This is a genomic window from Pseudomonas sp. D47 (genome assembly GCF_045447305.1).
GTDB lineage: Bacteria > Pseudomonadota > Gammaproteobacteria > Pseudomonadales > Pseudomonadaceae > Aquipseudomonas.
The window spans coordinates 42,042-58,570 of sequence record NZ_JBJGXU010000008.1 but is presented as its reverse complement, the minus strand read 5'-3'; the positions used below and the strand labels follow the sequence as shown (position 1 = coordinate 58,570).

The 16,529-nt window shown below is 60.1% G+C and carries 13 protein-coding genes and 2 tRNA genes; 7 read left to right on the top strand and 8 right to left on the bottom strand.

All coding sequences use genetic code 11. The annotated features are described in order from the left end of the window. Window positions 1-22: 22 nt before the first annotated feature. Both ACI77I_RS08335 and recJ read left to right on the top strand, forming a co-directional pair. Complete coding sequence (locus ACI77I_RS08335; RefSeq protein ID WP_003193952.1) at window positions 23-565, top strand: YaeQ family protein; 543 nt, start codon at window positions 23-25, stop codon at window positions 563-565. Between the two features lie 173 nt (window positions 566-738). Beyond that, window positions 739-2,448 carry a single-stranded-DNA-specific exonuclease RecJ gene (gene recJ, locus ACI77I_RS08330; protein WP_406997308.1) on the top strand — a complete coding sequence of 570 codons (1,710 nt, stop codon included), beginning with the start codon at window positions 739-741 and terminating at the stop codon, window positions 2,446-2,448. Between the two features lie 136 nt (window positions 2,449-2,584). Here recJ and ACI77I_RS08325 read toward each other — a convergent pair whose 3' ends face one another. From ACI77I_RS08325 to ACI77I_RS08310, 4 genes are all read right to left on the bottom strand, one after another. Further along, window positions 2,585-3,871: a virulence factor family protein gene (locus ACI77I_RS08325; protein WP_406997307.1), complete on the bottom strand. Its 1,287-nt coding sequence runs from the start codon at window positions 3,869-3,871 to the stop codon at window positions 2,585-2,587. Continuing rightward, window positions 3,871-6,513: a bifunctional lysylphosphatidylglycerol flippase/synthetase MprF gene (gene mprF / locus ACI77I_RS08320; RefSeq protein WP_242152341.1), complete on the bottom strand. Its 2,643-nt coding sequence runs from the start codon at window positions 6,511-6,513 to the stop codon at window positions 3,871-3,873. Before mprF ends, ACI77I_RS08325 begins: the two co-directional genes overlap by 1 nt. A 279-nt stretch (window positions 6,514-6,792) precedes the next feature. Continuing rightward, window positions 6,793-6,869 (bottom strand) — tRNA-Met (locus ACI77I_RS08315). A gap of 258 nt (window positions 6,870-7,127) precedes the next feature. Further along, a tRNA-Met gene (locus ACI77I_RS08310) sits at window positions 7,128-7,204 on the bottom strand. A 280-nt stretch (window positions 7,205-7,484) separates the two neighbouring features. Between ACI77I_RS08310 and dinB the strand changes: the two genes are divergently transcribed. Further along, window positions 7,485-8,543 carry a DNA polymerase IV gene (dinB, locus tag ACI77I_RS08305; protein ID WP_094953014.1) on the top strand — a complete coding sequence of 353 codons (1,059 nt, stop codon included), beginning with the start codon at window positions 7,485-7,487 and terminating at the stop codon, window positions 8,541-8,543. Window positions 8,544-8,611: 68 nt separating this feature from the next. Here the strand turns inward: dinB and ACI77I_RS08300 are convergent, their stop codons facing one another. The 4 genes from ACI77I_RS08300 to ACI77I_RS08285 form a co-directional block, all read right to left on the bottom strand. After that, window positions 8,612-9,565, bottom strand: a complete 954-nt coding sequence (locus tag ACI77I_RS08300; protein WP_094953013.1) for a hypothetical protein — start codon at window positions 9,563-9,565, stop codon at window positions 8,612-8,614. Between the two features lie 20 nt (window positions 9,566-9,585). Then, window positions 9,586-11,301 carry a proline--tRNA ligase gene (locus tag ACI77I_RS08295; protein WP_094953012.1) on the bottom strand — a complete coding sequence of 572 codons (1,716 nt, stop codon included), beginning with the start codon at window positions 11,299-11,301 and terminating at the stop codon, window positions 9,586-9,588. A gap of 195 nt (window positions 11,302-11,496) precedes the next feature. After that, window positions 11,497-13,029: an AmpG family muropeptide MFS transporter gene (locus ACI77I_RS08290; protein WP_406997306.1), complete on the bottom strand. Its 1,533-nt coding sequence runs from the start codon at window positions 13,027-13,029 to the stop codon at window positions 11,497-11,499. Between the two features lie 43 nt (window positions 13,030-13,072). Further along, window positions 13,073-13,435 (bottom strand): MGMT family protein, encoded by a 363-nt coding sequence (locus tag ACI77I_RS08285; RefSeq protein ID WP_406997305.1) that lies wholly within the window; start codon window positions 13,433-13,435, stop codon window positions 13,073-13,075. 133 nt (window positions 13,436-13,568) lie between these two features. On the opposite strand from ACI77I_RS08285, the gene ACI77I_RS08280 reads away from it, so the two are divergent. The 4 genes from ACI77I_RS08280 to groES all read left to right on the top strand — a co-directional run bounded on the left by ACI77I_RS08280 (window position 13,569) and on the right by groES (window position 16,497). After that, the gene (locus tag ACI77I_RS08280; RefSeq protein ID WP_094953009.1) at window positions 13,569-14,576 is read left to right on the top strand and encodes a DUF481 domain-containing protein; all 1,008 of its coding nucleotides are present in this window, start codon (window positions 13,569-13,571) and stop codon (window positions 14,574-14,576) included. A gap of 102 nt (window positions 14,577-14,678) precedes the next feature. Then, window positions 14,679-15,410, top strand: a complete 732-nt coding sequence (locus ACI77I_RS08275) for a HugZ family protein (protein ID WP_406997304.1) — start codon at window positions 14,679-14,681, stop codon at window positions 15,408-15,410. A gap of 66 nt (window positions 15,411-15,476) precedes the next feature. After that, entirely contained in the window at window positions 15,477-15,953 is a 477-nt protein-coding gene (locus tag ACI77I_RS08270) for an FxsA family protein (protein ID WP_024077215.1), read from the top strand. Window positions 15,954-16,200: 247 nt separating this feature from the next. Beyond that, on the top strand, window positions 16,201-16,497 hold the full coding sequence (groES, locus tag ACI77I_RS08265) for a co-chaperone GroES (protein ID WP_094953007.1): 297 nt from the start codon (window positions 16,201-16,203) through the stop codon (window positions 16,495-16,497). The last annotated feature ends 32 nt before the right edge of the window (window positions 16,498-16,529 follow it).

Genomic DNA, 16,529 nt, shown 5'->3' with positions numbered 1-16,529 from the left:
CCCTGTCTCTAGAAGCCCGTTCATGGCCCAGCCGTCCACGACCTACAAATTCGAACTCAATCTCACCGACCTCGATCGTTCGGTGTACGAGAGCGTCAAACAGACCATCGCCCGCCACCCTTCGGAAACCGAAGAACGCATGACCGTGCGCCTGCTGGCCTATGCCCTCTGGTACAACGAGCAACTGGCGTTTGGTCGTGGTCTGTCCGATGTGGATGAACCAGCCCTGTGGGAAAAAAGCCTGGATGATCGGGTTCTGCACTGGATTGAAGTCGGCCAGCCTGACGCCGACCGCCTGACTTGGTGCTCGCGCCGTACCGAACGCACCAGCCTGCTGGCCTATGGCAGCCTGCGTGTATGGGAAGGCAAAGTGGTGCCGGTGGCCAACAACCTGAAAAACGTACACATCGCCGCCGTGCCGCAGGAAGTCCTCGAGACCCTGGCCAAGGACATGCCGCGCGTGATCAAGTGGGACGTGATGATCAGTGAAGGCACGATTTTTGTGACTGATGATCGCGGCCAGCACGAAGTGCAACTGCAATGGCTGGTTGGCGAGCGCGGTTGAAAACTGTGGGAGCTGGCTTGTGTGGGAGCGGGCTTGCTCGCGAAAGCATCAACGCCGCGTAACTGCTTGACCGAGGCGCCTGCATCGCAGGCAAGCCAGCTCCCACATTTGATCCACTGCATTTCAACATCCCTGTTTAACCGTTGTATTAGAAGAGAAGCACCCGCCACCTCATGCGTATCGATCCTCGCCCGTTGCCCGCCGTCCTGCCGTTTCTCGGTGAACTGCCACCGCTGTTGACCCGTCTCTACGCCGCGCGCGGGGTGCAGTCTGAAGCCGAGCTGGACAAGAGCCTGGCGCGGTTGATTCCTTACCAGCAGCTCAAGGGCATCGATGCCGCGGTGGACCTGCTGGTGACGGCCTTGGAGCAGCGCCAGCGCATTCTCATCGTCGGTGACTTCGACGCCGATGGCGCCACTGCCAGCACGGTGGGCACCTTGGGCCTGCGTTTGCTCGGTGCGGCGCATGTCGACTACCTGGTGCCCAACCGCTTCGAGTACGGCTACGGCCTGACCCCGGAAATCGTCGCGGTGGCGCTGCAGCGCGAGCCGCAGTTGCTGATTACTGTGGATAACGGTATTTCCAGTGTCGAAGGCGTGGCGGCGGCGAAGGCGGCCGGTTTGCAGGTGTTGGTCACCGACCACCACTTGCCGGGCGATGAGTTGCCGGCGGCAGACGCCATCGTCAACCCGAACCAGCCCGGCTGTGAGTTCCCCAGCAAGGCGCTGGCCGGCGTCGGCGTGATCTTTTACGTGTTGATGGCTTTGCGTGCGCGGTTGCGCGGCCTGGGCTGGTACGACAACAAGCCGCAGCCGAACATCGGCGAATTGCTTGATCTGGTGGCCTTGGGCAGCGTCGCTGACGTGGTGCCCCTGGACGCCAACAACCGCATCCTCGTCCATCAGGGCCTGGAGCGCATTCGTGCCGGTCGTGCGCGGCCGGGCATCAAGGCGATCCTCGAGGTCGCCAAGCGCGACCACGCGCGCATCACCTCTACCGATCTCGGTTTCATTCTCGGGCCGCGCCTGAATGCCGCCGGGCGCCTGGATGATATGAGCCTGGGCATCGAATGCCTGCTCACCACCGACTTCGCCGCCGCGCGGGAAATGGCGGCGCAACTGGACGGTATGAACCAGGACCGCAAATCCATCGAACAGGGCATGCAGCGCGAGGCGCTCGCCCAGCTCAAGGATTTGCCGGTGGAATCGATGCCGTACGGTTTGTGCCTGTTCGACCCGGAATGGCACCAAGGCGTGATCGGCATTCTGGCGTCGCGGATGAAAGAGCGGTATTTCCGCCCGACCATCGCCTTTGCCGACGCTGGCGACGGCCTGCTCAAGGGCTCAGGGCGCTCTGTGCAGGGTTTTCACATCCGTGATGCCCTGGCGGTCGTTGCCAGCCAGCATCCCAACCTGATCGCCAAGTACGGCGGTCACGCCATGGCGGCGGGTCTGACGTTGCCCGAGGCGAATTTCCCACTGTTTGCCGAAGCCTTTGACGCTGAAGTACGTCGGCAACTGCGTGAAGAAGACCTCACCGGGCGCTTGCTGTCTGACGGCACCTTGGCCGTGGAAGAGTTTCACCTGGAACTGGCGCGCGCATTGCGGCATGCCGGGCCGTGGGGGCAGCATTTTCCAGAACCGTTGTTTCACGGCGTGTTTCAGTTGGTCGAACAACGCGTAGTGGGCGAGCGGCACCTGAAAGTGGTGCTCAAGAGCGAATGCGGGTCAGTGAAGCTTGATGGCATTGCGTTTGGTGTGGACCGTGAAGTCTGGCCGAACCCGACGGTGCGTTGGGTGGAGTTGGCCTACAAGCTGGACGTGAACGAGTTCCGTGGGCAGGAAACTGTGCAGTTGATGATTGCGCATATCGAACCGCGCTAGTTATTCGGCACGCCGCAAACAAATGTGGGAGCGGGCTTGCTCGCGAATACGGAGTGTCAGTCAATGTTGCTGTGACTGATCCACCGCTTTCGCGAGCAAGCCTGCTCCCACGTTTGGTTTTGCATACAGCCTAGAGTTACTCGGCTTTGTCCTTGGCTTGGTGCTTCACGATGATGTCTACCAGCCGCTGCGCCAGCGCCGGGTAGTTTTCATCAAAGTGATGCCCGCCTGGCAGCTTCACCGCTTCGCCAACAGCGGTCTTGTCGGTGCAGCCACTCTCGTCGACTTCTTCGGCGCCGTAGATGCACACCACTTTGTCAGCCGGCAGCTTGGCCATTTCCGGGCCGGTCGCGGCTTCTTTGCCGGCGTTGCCCAACCAACCTTCCACTTCGATTTCAAAGCTACCGGTACGTGCGAACGCCAGCAGGATGATTGCATCCACGCGCTGCTGTTCGTTTTCCGGCATGCGGTTGTAGATCGCCGGCAGTACGTCAGCGCCGAACGAGTAGCCGGTCAGCACGAAGCGCTTGGTGCCCCATTTCTGCCGGTAGTGCTGCATCAGTTCGGTAAGGTCTTTGGCGCTCTGTTCCGGGGTCTTGTGCTGCCAGTAGTAGCGCAGGGTGTCGATGCCGACCACCGGGTAGCCGATCTTGGCCATTTCACCGGCCACGTCACGGTCCAGGTCACGCCAGCCGCCGTCACCGGAGAGGAACAGGGTAACGGTGTCCTTGGCTTGGCCAGCCGGCACTTCCACCACTGGAATCGCCAGGCCGCCGTTGTCCGAACCGACCAATTGCTTGCGCAGTTCGTTGTTCAGCACTTGCGGGTAATGAATGTCGTAGTCGCTGATGCTGGTGGTCGCGCGCGGAGTGTCGCGTACGAAACTGGCGCTTTCATCGTCAGGGTTATCGTTCCACGCCACCAGCCAGTTGCCATGGGCGGAGGTCTTCGGCAGCGGGTCCTTGCAGCCTTCCTGTACCAGGGCGAAACCGACGGAGATGGCGTTGGCCTTGTCGTCGTTCTGTGTGGCCAACCAGCGCCAGGCGAGCGCAGCGCCAGGGCCGATGCCGCTGACCAGGGTCGCCGGGCCTTTAAGCTGGGCCAGGGCGCTTTGCAGCGCTTGTTCCTGCAGCTTGCAGTCATCTTTTGGCAGGACCACTTGAACGATTTGAGCTGCGCCGCCCCTGCTCAGGGCAATCAACTGGCTGTCGGTCAGGGTTTCATCGGCCATCACGGCCACCGCCACACGGGCTTTTGCCGAGCCGTTAGGCGTTACACGGGTCATCACCGAGCCGTCAGCCTGGGGCAGTTGCTCCAAGGTCGGTTGCGGGGCAGGGCGGTTCCAGTACCAAAAGCCACCCGCCGCGATCAGCGCGAGCAGCACTACAAAGGCCAACACATACCGCCAGGAGCGTCGAATCATCAGCGTTTCACCAATCCAGTCAAGCCGCCCGCAATCAGGGCGGCGGTATCGGCCAGTGCCACCAGCGGATCAAGTCCTGCGGGCACGGCCATATAACGGGGTTCCCAGTCAGGCTGGAACTTGTCTTTAAAGCGGCGCAAACCTTGGAAGTTATACAGTTGCTCGCCACGGCGGAACACCATTGAGCCCAGGCGTTGGGTCAGCGGGGCGCCACGGCGGGGTTGCAAGCCCGACAATGGCACCATGCCGAGGCTGAAGCGGGCGTAGTCGTGGTTCTTATAATGTTGAATCAGGCCAACCATCATGAATTCCATGGTCAGCTTCGGCGCGTCCGGGTGCGCACGCATCAGGTCGAGACTGGCCAGGTCGTGGTTGTAAGTCTCGAGCAAGTTGGCGAAAGCCACCGGGCGCCCTTCGAAGCGAATGATCGCGATGCGAAAGTGCTTGAGGTAGTCGTCGCTGAAACGGCCTAGCGAAAAGCCCTTTTCCCGCACGTTCTTGCCCGTCAGCCAGGCATCGGAGATGACTTTGAGTTCATCCATCGGCGCCTGGCCCGGGTCGAAGATCTCCAGGGACAGGCCGTCCCGGGTGCCACGGTTCCAGGTGTAGCGCAAATCCTTCATCTCTTTGCCCTTGGCTTCCAGGTCAAAGCGTTTCAGGTCGACGCGGGCTTCTTCACCCAGCTTGATCGCGGTGAGGCCAATGTCCATGTAGTACGGCAGGTTCTCGGCGCGGACCTGGTAGAACACCGGGCGCGCGTGATGGATGTCGCACAGGTCACGGAACTGCCAGATCATCTCGGCGCGCGGTTGGGTCGGGCCGATGGGGTCATACAAAGCCACCAGGCTGCGCCCGCGACGGGCGTACATCAGGAAGGCTTCATCGTTGGGGTGGAACAGCAGCGCCTTGTCACCGGTCAGTGCCAGGCCGCCGTCGGGTTGGGACGAGGCCATCAAGATCTTGGTGGCGCGTTCCAGTTCATCCGGGGTCGGCAGGTGGATCACCGGGCGCGCGGTGCGCAGCAACCAGGTCAACGAGACGATCACCAGCAGCACCGCCGCACCCAGCAACGAGCGCAGGCCGCGTGGGGCGTTGGCATCCAGGGTGAACTGCCACCACAGCTGATGGCTGTAGGGTACGTCTTGATAGGCAAACAGCAGCAGCCAGATCGAGGCCCCCAGCACGCACACGCTGGCCACCAGGTAGAGCGGCGAGAACGGCAGCTCGGTCAGGCGGCTGGCGCGGTAGAACGAGCGCCGGAAGATCGCCAGCAGCACGGCGGTCATGATCATCAGGCTGGCTTCTTCCCAGTCGAAGCCTTTAAGCAGCGAGAGCAGGGCGCCGGTCAGCAGCAACACCATGGTCAGCATCCAGGCGGCGGATAAACGCCGACGCAAACCTTGGGCAAGCAACAGGCACAGCACGCCGATCAGGCTGGCACCAAAGTGCGAGGCGTCAATCAGGCGGTGGGGAATCAGGAAGCCGATGTTTTCCAGGCGTGAGTCGATTTCCGGCGTTGCGCCGGAAAACAGCAGGACCACGCCGGACAAAAAAACCAGTACGGCCAGCACCGGTGCGGCCAGGCCTGAGGCCACCCGCAGGCTTTGCTGGGTCTGGAACAGGCGCTGGGCTTCGTTGACCAGCAGGAACACACAGGCGATCAGCAGCGGCAGTACCACATAGATCATCCGATACAGCAGCAGGGCGGCGGCCAATGGCGCGGCGCCCAGCTTGTCGGCAAAGGCGGCGAGCAGAATCGCTTCGAATACACCCACGCCGCCCGGTACATGGCTGAGCACACCGGCGGCCAGGGCCAGCAGGTACACCAGCAGGAAGGGGCCGAACGGCGGCGCTTCCGGCAGCAGCATATAAAGGACGGTGGCGGCGGCGGCGACGTCCAGTGCGGTAATCACCAGTTGCAGGAACGTCAGGCGCCGGCCGGGCAGGCGCAGCGTGCGGCGACCCGCCTTGACCAGCAGGTTGTCCGGGTAGGGTTGTTCCGCCAGGCGGCGGCGATAGATGCCGATGCACAGCGCGACCGACAGCAGCAGCACCGCACCCGCAATGCCACCCAGCAAACCTTGCGACAGGTGCAGGTAGGTCGATGCTGCCGGCAAGTTGCTCAGCGTGGCCAATGCAGCCAGCGGCGGCAGGGCGCAGCCCAAGGCCAGGCTGGCGAACACGGTCATGTGCGCGACTTCTGAAGCCCCGATGCCATGGCGTGCATATAAACGGTAGCGCACCGAACCGCCGGAGAGCATCGACAGGCCAATGGCATTGCCGATGGCAAAGGCGGTGAAGCCACCCAGGGCCAAGGTTTTGGCGGGCAGCTTCACCCCGGCATAGCGCGCGCCGGAGAACTCATAGCCCAACAGAATGATGAAACCGACGACCGCCGCCGCAAACGCACCCAGCAGGGCGGGCTTGGGCACTTCCAGGATCGAGTCGTGGAGAGCGTACAGGTCCAGTTCCAACAGCAGGTGTCGGCAGGCGATCAGGGCGATTGCGAACAGCAACAGGGTAACTGCCAACCCGATGGGCTGACGGTATTTGCTCAACAGATCCAGCCAGCGCAAACGGGCGGGTGTGATCGGTTGTGTCGCTGTGACGGTGTCTTGTGGTTCAGACGAGTTGGCGCGCATCAATCACCTCGTGGATTGTGCGCGACAGGATGGAGGTATCCAGCCAAGTTACCAATCCCTATGGACAAAATAATTACAAATATTAACGCGTATCGCCGGGTGCGGCGACTGCGGCCATTGGTCGTAGAGGGTAGCGCTTGAGCATTGAGCATAGCGTGCAATGAGATGGACTCTACAAACCGTATACGGTTTCATGAAAGATGCCATGCCATTGTTTCAGAAGAACTTTTTCGCCAGATACAAAAAAGGCCACTCTTTCGAGTAGCCTTTTTTGATGTTTGGTTGCGGGAGCCGGATTTGAACCGACGACCTTCGGGTTATGAGCCCGACGAGCTACCAGACTGCTCCATCCCGCGTCTGTGGGCGGCATTCTACAGCGCAACGACGAGGTGTCAACCGTTAATCGGTCGATGGGTCAAATTAGTGTGAATTAGTGGCTCAAGCGACCTAAGTTCTCGTTTGGAAACGGTTTTTGTAGTGAGCGGGCTTGTCGAATCGTCGCACCACCCGCGACGGGTTGCGGAGCAGCCCGTAGTGAAGTTCACGCGCTCTGGTCTTTAGAAAATAGACGCGCACAAAAAAGGCCACTCTTTCGAGTAGCCTTTTTTGATGTTTGGTTGCGGGAGCCGGATTTGAACCGACGACCTTCGGGTTATGAGCCCGACGAGCTACCAGACTGCTCCATCCCGCGTCTGTGTGTCGGCATTCTACAGAGGAACGCAGGTGTGTCAACCTGTGAATAGAAGAAAAGCGCTTGTGGTTCAACCGCTTAGCTCTCCAAAGCGTGCCTTGGAAGGGCTCGGGGCCAGTCGGGCCGAGGGTTTCAGCTCTATCGATGGGCTGATTTCGATTGAAAAAATAAATTCATCTGCGAGATTTCCCACCGTTCAAACGGAAGATTCAAACTACTGGTGCTATATACAGGTGTGAGTGCGATACTGGCCGCCCGTTGGATTACACCCTCTGTTTATATGACGCAGCGCAAAATCATCCACGTCGACTGTGATTGCTTCTACGCCGCCATCGAGATGCGCGACGACCCGAGCCTGGCGCAAAAGCCCCTGGCGGTTGGCGGCTCGGCGGACAGAAGAGGGGTGATCGCTACCTGCAACTATGAGGCGCGGGCGTATGGCGTGCGGTCAGCCATGTCGTCACGCCACGCCTTGAAGCTGTGCCCGGACCTGACCATCGTTAAGCCGCGCATGGATGCCTATAAGGAAGCGTCGAAGGAAATCCAGACGATCTTTCGTGATTACACCGACCTGATCGAACCGCTGTCACTGGACGAAGCCTTCCTGGACGTCTCTGACAGCCCGCATTTTGGCGGCAGTGCCACGCGTATCGCCCAGGACATTCGCCGTCGGGTCTCCAACCAACTGCACATCACCGTGTCAGCAGGCGTTGCGCCGAACAAGTTCCTGGCCAAGATCGCCAGCGACTGGAAAAAGCCCAACGGCCTGTTTGTGATCACCCCGGACCAGGTCGAAGACTTCGTGTCCCAGTTACCGGTAAACAAGTTGCACGGCGTCGGCAAGGTCACCGCCGACAAGCTGGCGCGCTTGGGCATTGAAGACTGCCTGCAATTGCGTGAGTGGAACAAGCTGGCGCTGGTGCGTGAATTCGGCAGTTTTGGCGAGCGGCTCTGGAGCCTGGCCCGTGGGATTGATGACCGCGTGGTGCAGAACGATAGCCGCCGGCAATCCATCAGTGTGGAAAACACCTACGACGTGGACCTGCCGGATCTCTCAAGTTGTTTGGCGAAGCTGCCCGAGTTGATGGAAACCCTGGCCGGGCGTATGGCGCGCATCGACAGCAGCTATCGGGCGGGCAAGCCGTTCGTCAAAGTGAAGTTTCATGACTTTACCCAGACCACCTTGGAGCAAGCCGGGGCAGGGCGGGATCTGGAGAGTTATCAACAGCTGTTGACCCAGGCGTTCAATCGCGGTGGTAAACCGGTGCGGTTGCTGGGGATTGGGGTGAGGTTGCTCGACCTAAGCAGCGGCAATGAACAGCTCGAGTTCTCCTGGTAGAAACCCAAAACCACCTGTGGGAGCTGGCAAGCCAGCTCCCACAGGTGTATTTCGGTGTTCTCGGGAATTCAGCGAGCCCCAGGATCCGCCACCAATCGCCCCGCATCCTTGGTCAGCGCCTGCAGAAACTCCTGCTGCAACTCGGGATCATTGCGGGTCAGTTCGATCAGGCTTTGTTCCAGCTCACTGGCTTCTTCTTCCAGGCCCAGTTCCGACAGACGCTTGACCCTGTGCACCCACTGGTTGACTTCGTCATCTTCCAAGTCGTCGTAAATCAGGCCATGGGCTTCCAGCAACTTGCCGCGCAGGGTGTTGCTGATCGCCAGGGTGGAGTCCGAATGCACGTCGTCCTGGCCATCTTCCACGCTGATCTTTAGGGTCGTGACGCGGTTCAGGTCCTGCTCGGCAAATGGGCTGTCCAACAGGTTCAGGCGCAGTACGCCGTTGCGGTCGGTGGTCAGCTCATGGGTCTGCTTGCCGGCGGTGACCTGTACCGGGCGTTCGCTCCAGGGCAGGCTCGAATACTCCGTGCGCTTGTCGCGCTGGACTTCATCAATGCCGGCCAGGTTCTGTTGCGCACGGCCGTGGGATTGCACGTTCATGAACGGGTTAATGCCGTCCACGCCGTAGCTCAGCCAGTCGCGGGTCATGCTGGTGGGCAGGTTGCCGAGGGCGAAAATGTTCGCCACGTTGGCCCCCGCGCCCGCCACCAAAGCGACCGCGCCCAGTGGCATCTCGTAGAGTTTGCGCCAGGGTTGGTAGGGCGTGTAGCGATCGTAACGGCGGGTGACTTCGAATTCGGTGACCTCAAAGGTCTTCTGCTCGTGAATGCGAACCCGGCGTTGCGGCAGTTCCAGCACTTTGGGTTCGCCTACATCGATCTGCAGGCTGTGATCGAGCAACTTACGCTCGATCCGCTCCTCGTGCTCACTGCGTTGCGACATCTGGTTGGCGCAGCCGCTGACCAGCAGGGCGCCGCACAAGGCGGCGCCCCCCAGGGCTCTGGTGTTTCGCTTGAACATGACTTCTCTTGATCTGATTTTCAGCGACGAATACGCGCCTGAAGGAAAGACAGCACGTCAGCCACCGGCAACGGTTGGGCTTCGGCTTCGGTCCGGCTCTTGTATTCCAGATTGCCATCGGCCAGGCCGCGGTCACTGACCACGATCCGGTGCGGGATGCCAATCAGTTCCATGTCGGCGAACTTGATGCCCGGGCTGGTTTTCTTGTCCCGGTCATCCAGCAACACTTCAAAACCGGCGGCCGTGAGTTCGGCATACAGTTTGTCGGTGGCTTCGCGTACTTGCTCGGTTTCGTAGCGCAGCGGTACCAAGGCCACTTGGAACGGCGCCAGGGCGTCACTCCAGATGATGCCTTTCTCGTCGTTGTTCTGCTCGATGGCAGCAGCCACCACGCGGGACACACCAATGCCGTAGCAGCCCATGTCCAGGGTGATCGGCTTGCCGTTCTCGCCCAGCACTTCGCACTTCATCGCCTTGCTGTACTTGTTGCCCAGCTGGAAGATGTGCCCGACTTCGATGCCGCGCTTGATTTCCAGGGTGCCCTTGCCATCCGGGCTTGGGTCGCCGGCCACTACATTACGCAGGTCGGCCACGGTCGGAACCGGCAGGTCACGTTCCCAGTTCACGCCAAAGTAGTGCTTGTCGTCGATGTTGGCGCCGATACCGAAGTCGCTCATCAGCTCGACCGAACGGTCGATGATGATCGGCAGCGGCAGGTTCAGCGGGCCGAGCGAGCCGGCACCGGCGCCAATGGCGTCGCGCAGTTCGGCATCGCTGGCCATGACCAGCGGGCTGGCCACGCCAGGTTGCTGGGCAGCCTTGATTTCGTTGAGCTCGTGGTCGCCACGGATCACCAGGGCGATCAGCTTGCCTTCTTCTTCGGCGCGCACTATCAGGGTCTTGATGGTCTTTTCAATCGGCAGATTGAATTTTTCCACCAAGGCCGCGATGGTCTTGGTATCAGGTGTGTCCACCAGGCGCAGCGCTTCAGCCGGTGCTGGGCGGGAAGTCTCGCGTGGCACGGCTTCGGCTTTCTCAATGTTCGCCGCGTAGTCGGAACCGTTGCTGAACACGATATCGTCTTCGCCGGAGTCGGCCAGCACGTGGAATTCGTGGGAGCCGGCGCCGCCGATGGAGCCGTTGTCCGCTTCAACCGGGCGGAATTTCAGGCCCAGGCGCGTGAACACGTTGCAGTAAGCCTTGTGCATGCGGTCGTAGGTGACCTGCAACGAAGCTTGGTCGGCGTGGAACGAATAGGCGTCCTTCATGATGAATTCGCGGCCGCGCATCAAACCGAAGCGTGGGCGGATTTCGTCACGGAATTTGGTCTGGATCTGATACAGGTTCAGCGGCAGCTGTTTATAGCTGCTCAGCTCGTTGCGCATCAGGTCGGTGATCACTTCTTCATGGGTCGGGCCAGCACAGAAATCGCGGCCATGACGGTCCTTGAAGCGCAGCAACTCAGGGCCGTACTCTTCCCAGCGCCCGGATTCCTGCCACAGCTCAGCCGGTTGGGTGCTCGGCATCAACACTTCCAGAGAGCCGGCGGCGTTCATTTCTTCGCGAACGATCGCTTCGACCTTGCGCATCACCTTCAAGCCCATGGGCAGCCAGGTGTACAGGCCGGAGGCCAGTTTGCGGATCATACCGGCGCGCAGCATCAGCTGATGGCTGATCACAACCGCGTCGGAAGGCGTTTCTTTCTGTGTGGCGAGCAAATATTGACTGGTACGCATGGTAGGCCGTTGTCGGTTGCTTGGACTTGAAATGACTTGGGATTGTACGGGCGCAAACTGCTGGAGTACAGGTATCAGAATACAGAGGGGTCTGTGGGAGCGGGCTTGCTCGCGAAGGCGGTGTATCAGTCATGCATGTATCAACTGACACTGCGCCTTCGCGAGCAAGCCCGCTCCCACATTGACTGAGGTGAGTCAGTCTTCAGTGGGCGGGTTCAAACGAATTCGTCGAGTTTCCTGAAACCAATGCAACGCAATCAGGAACAACGTCGGCACACCCAGCAAACAGGTAATCATGAAGAAGTTGTGATACCCGAACTTCTCCACCATCACCCCCGAATAGCCGCCAATCAGGCGAGGCAGCAACAGCATGATCGAGCTGAGCAGGGCGTATTGGGTGGCGGAGAACTTGAGGTTGGTCAGGCTCGACAGGTAGGCGACGAACGCCGAGGTGGCCAGGCCTGAGCTGAAGTTGTCCAGCGAGATGGTGAAAATCAGCATCTGCAGGTCGGGGCCCATGTCGGCGAGCGCGACAAACAGCAGGTTGGTGCCGGCCGAGGCGATGCCGCCGATAAACAGGATCGGCAGGATCCCGAAGCGCACGATCAACAGGCCGCCCATACCGGCGCCGAGCAGGGTCATGATCAGGCCGAAGATCTTGCTGACTCCGGCAATCTGGTCCTTGGTAAAACCCTGGTCGATGTAGAACACGTTGGCCATCACGCCCATCACCGTGTCGGACATGCGATAGGTCGCAATCAGCCCGAGCAGCAGCAACGCCTGCCAGCGGTAGCGCAGGATAAAGTCGTTGACCGGCGTCAGCACCGGCGCCAGCCCCCGGCGACCCATGGCCGACAGGCACAGTGCGGTGAGGATGATATAGAGGATGGCGCGCAGGAACGCGCGGTCTTCCATCAGCAGCTCCCACAGGCTCACGCCGTGGAACAGCACGCTGGCGAAGTCGGTGTTGTACAGCTGGGTGAACATCGCCGGGACCGACACCAGCAGCACGATCAGCACAAATACAGAAACAAGCTGATGCGCGAAGCTGTAGCGGCCGGCCTGCAACTGGGTGCGCAGTGGCACATTGGGCTCGCGCATGAAGAAGGTGGTCAGCAGCGCCGGGATCATCAGCAAGCCGAACAGCACGTAAGTGCCGGTCCACGCCGAGTGTTTATAGTTGAAGCCGGTGGAGCCGAAGCCTTCGGCGAAAAACAGTGCACCCGCCGTGGCCAGCAGGGCGGCGATGCGGTAACCGGACATGTAGCTGGCAGCCAGGGCCGCCTGGCGACTGTCGTCGGCGATTTCCAGGCGGTAGGCATCCACCGCGATGTCTTGGGTGGCCGACGCGAAGGCGACGATTACGGCAATGGCAATCAGCCAGGACAGGTGTTTTTGCGGGTCGCAAAAGCCCATGCCGATCAACCCGAGGATCACCAGCGTCTGGGCCAGCACCAGCCAGGACCGACGACGTCCGAGTTTACCGAGCAGCGGCAAGCGCCATTGGTCGAGCAACGGCGACCAGACCCATTTGAAGGCGTAGGCCAAACCGATCAGGCTCGCATAACCGATGGTCTCGCGGGCCACACCGGCCTCGCGCAACCACACTGAAAGCGTCGAGAACACCAACATGTAAGGCAAGCCGGCGGCGAAACCGAGCAACAACAACACTAACGTCGAGGGGCTGGCATAGGCGGCGAGCGCGGCGCGCCAGGTTTTACGGGGCATGGGCTGGAGTCTGCCTCAGATTTGCGGAAACAAAGCGCGCACTCTAACCGCTGTGCTCTACCGGGCGCCAGCCATGACGCTGAATATCAACGCGATTGTTCAGGATACTGACACCTTCACTGCGTAAACGCGCACGTTGTTCGTCGCCTGAGGCACTGCCCACCGGCAGACTTATCCGACCACCGGCACCCAGCACCCGGTGCCAAGGCAACCGAGTGCCCTCTGGCAGCTGGCTGAGCGTGCGCCCGACCCAGCGTGCCGCGCGGCCCAGCCCTGCCAGGTTGGCCAATTCGCCGTAGCTCACCACGCAGCCCTCGGGCACTTGCGCCAATGTCAGGTACAGCGCCGTGCGGCGCATGTCGGCCGGGCTTTGAGGGGGTTCGGCAGGTGGATTTACTGTGGGCATCGTCGGTGTCTTTGTAAGAAACGTCTGTAATCATGGTGTTGAGAATTGAACTCAACATAAATCCTTGAGTCAGTCCTAGCTATCTAACACGATAACGTCCCTTTTTCGCCAACTCCGAGCTCCGAATCCGCTTATGTTGTCCAGAACCCTGCTGTGCCTTGCTGTTTTCAGCGCTTCCACGCCCTTGCTCGCCGACACCGTCTGGTTGAAAAACGGTGACCGCCTGACCGGCAAGATCAAAGTCTTCGACGGTGGCAAGTTGCTGATTCAGACCAGTTACGCAGGGGCGATCCCGGTGGACTGGAAACAGGTGAAAACCCTGGAAAGTGACCAGGAGTTGCTGGTCAAACAGGACGCCTATACCGGCGAAAAAGCCAAATCCCTCAAAGCGGCGGATGATGGCAAGGTGGTGCTGGCCAATGGCGAAGCGCCGAAGACGGTTGAGTTGGCAAGCATCCAGCAAATCATCAAACCCAAGCCTGTGATCGAAGACCTGGTGTGGAAGGGCAACGTTGACCTGGCGCTGGACTACAAGCGTGCCGACAAAGACACCAACGACTACGACATCGACTTCAAGACCACCGCCCGCCACGGCCAGTGGCGTCATACCGGCAAAGGCGAATACAACCGCGAGTTCCAGGACGACGTCACCACCACCGACAACTGGGCGTTGGAATATGACTTGGACCGCTTCATCACCGAGCATTGGTACTGGCAGGGCCGCCTGACCTACAAGCGTGACAAGGTTGAAGACTTGTCCCGCCAACGCACCGTCGGTACCGGCCCGGGCTACCAGTTCTGGGACGATGAGCTGGGTGCGTTCTCCCTCGGCTCCTTGGTAAACCGCACCGACTATGAATATGAAAACGGCCGCAAGACCGACTTCTATTCCCTGGCCATGAAGTGGAACTACAACCGCTACCTCGTAGGCAAGACCGTGGAGTTTTTCACCAACGGCGAGGTGGGCAAGCCGCTCTCCGGGCCGTCCGAATACTCCTTGGATGCGGAGATGGGCCTGCGTTACAAAGTCACCGAATGGGCTTCGCTTAACCTTAAGGCCGAGCGCGACATCATCAGTGGCGAGTCGGAAGGTAGCTTGAGCAAGACCCGTTACACCGCAGGGTTTGGCGTGGCCTGGTAAAAGCACTCTGGCAACCTGCGCGGATATTGATTACCTTGTATTGAGATCCATTCCCATAGTCCCCATAGGCTGTGGGTGGCGGAATACCCGAGGAGTCATACGTTGAGCGCGCACGTTGCCAAGAACGCCCGAGAGCTGTTGCTCAAGGAATACCGTGGGGCTCTCTCCACATTGTCCAAAGCCATGCCCGGGTTTCCCTTCGGCTCCGTCGTGCCGTATTGCCTCGACGAGCAGGGCCGCCCGCTGGTCCTGATCAGCCGCATTGCCCAGCACACCCATAACCTGCAAAAAGACCCCAAGTGCTCGCTGCTGGTGGGTGAGCGCGAGGCCGATGATGTGCAGGCGGTGGGGCGCCTGACCTACTTGGCCGAAGCCGAGAAGCTTGAAGACGCCGCTGCCATTGAAGCGGCCGCCGAGCGTTATTACCGCTACTTCCCTGATTCTGCCAACTACCACAAAGCCCACGATTTTGACTTCTGGGTGTTCAAGCCCGTGCGTCACCGATATATAGGCGGGTTTGGTGCGATCCACTGGGTCGACCAACTGACCTTGGCCAACCCGTTCGCGGGCAAGGCTGAGCGCAGCATGATCGAGCACATGAACAGCGATCACACCAAGGCCATCGCGCATTACGTCGAACTGGCCGGTTTGCCGACCACCGAGCCTGCGCAATTGGCCGGCGTCGACAGTGAAGGCATGCACCTGCGCATTGGCCAATCCCTGCATTGGTTGCCTTTTGCGGAGCCTTGCAATAATCCGACACAAGTACGCGAAGCCCTGGTTTTATTGGCCCACGCCGAGGTCTGGCCGAAAAAAGAGCGCGCCAACGCTTGAATTCACGAAACGGCGACGTCATCTAGGGTGGACTGGCAAGGCATTCTTGCGTTGAGGAACCATTTGATGCGCCCTTTTTTATTGCTCTTTCTGCTGTTCCCGGTGTTGGAGCTGTTCGTATTCGTTCAAGTCAGCGGTGCGATCGGGTTTTTCCCGGCACTGTTACTGATCATTCTCGGCTCGATGCTCGGCGTGCTGGTGCTGCGCGTCGCCGGCCTGGCCACGGCGTTGCGTGCTCGTGAAAGCTTGAACCGCGGCGAACTGCCAGCCCAGACCATGCTTGAAGGCCTGATGATGGCCTTGGCCGGTGGCCTGTTGATCCTGCCGGGTTTCATCAGCGACGTGGTCGGCTTGGTCATGCTGCTGCCGTTTACCCGCAAGCTGCTGGCCGGCAAGATGCGCCAGCGTGCCGAAGAGGCGGCGATTCGCCAACGTGCGTTCGCCGACGACCTGCAACCCCGTGGTGGCCCGGCTCCACGCCAGCCGTTGGGGCGTGAAGGTGATGTGATCGAAGGCGAGTTCGAACACCGCGACAGCAAATAACCGCTTTATGGGCACGGCACCTATGGGTGTCGTGTTGCTTTTGGTCGTCAGCAGACACAAAAAATTTCCGCTACGGCCCCTTGTAATAAGCTTATGCGCCCTTATGTAACGGTCACCGCAAGGTTTCTGGTGGCGACACCAGACAGACTTCCGCGTCTTGCTTGGCGAGGCGCGACCGGCACCGCCGGAATACAACCCGCCGGTACCGATACCGGCCGATGAAAAACACAATTAGGAGAGATCGACAATGAGCAAGCTTCGTCCTCTGCACGACCGCGTCGTAATCCGTCGCAGCGAAGAAGAAAAGAAAACCGCTGGCGGTATCGTTCTGCCAGGTTCGGCTGCTGAAAAAGCCAACCACGGTGTGATCATCGCTGCTGGCCCAGGCAAGGCTCTGGAAAACGGTGAAGTACGTGCGCTGGCTGTGAAAGTGGGTGACAAGGTTGTTTTCGGCCCTTACTCCGGCAGCAACACTGTGAAAGTCGACGGCGAAGACCTGCTGGTAATGAGCGAGAACGAAATTCTCGCCGTTCTGGAAGACTGATTCCCCGCTCACTTTCCCGTTACTACAAAGTA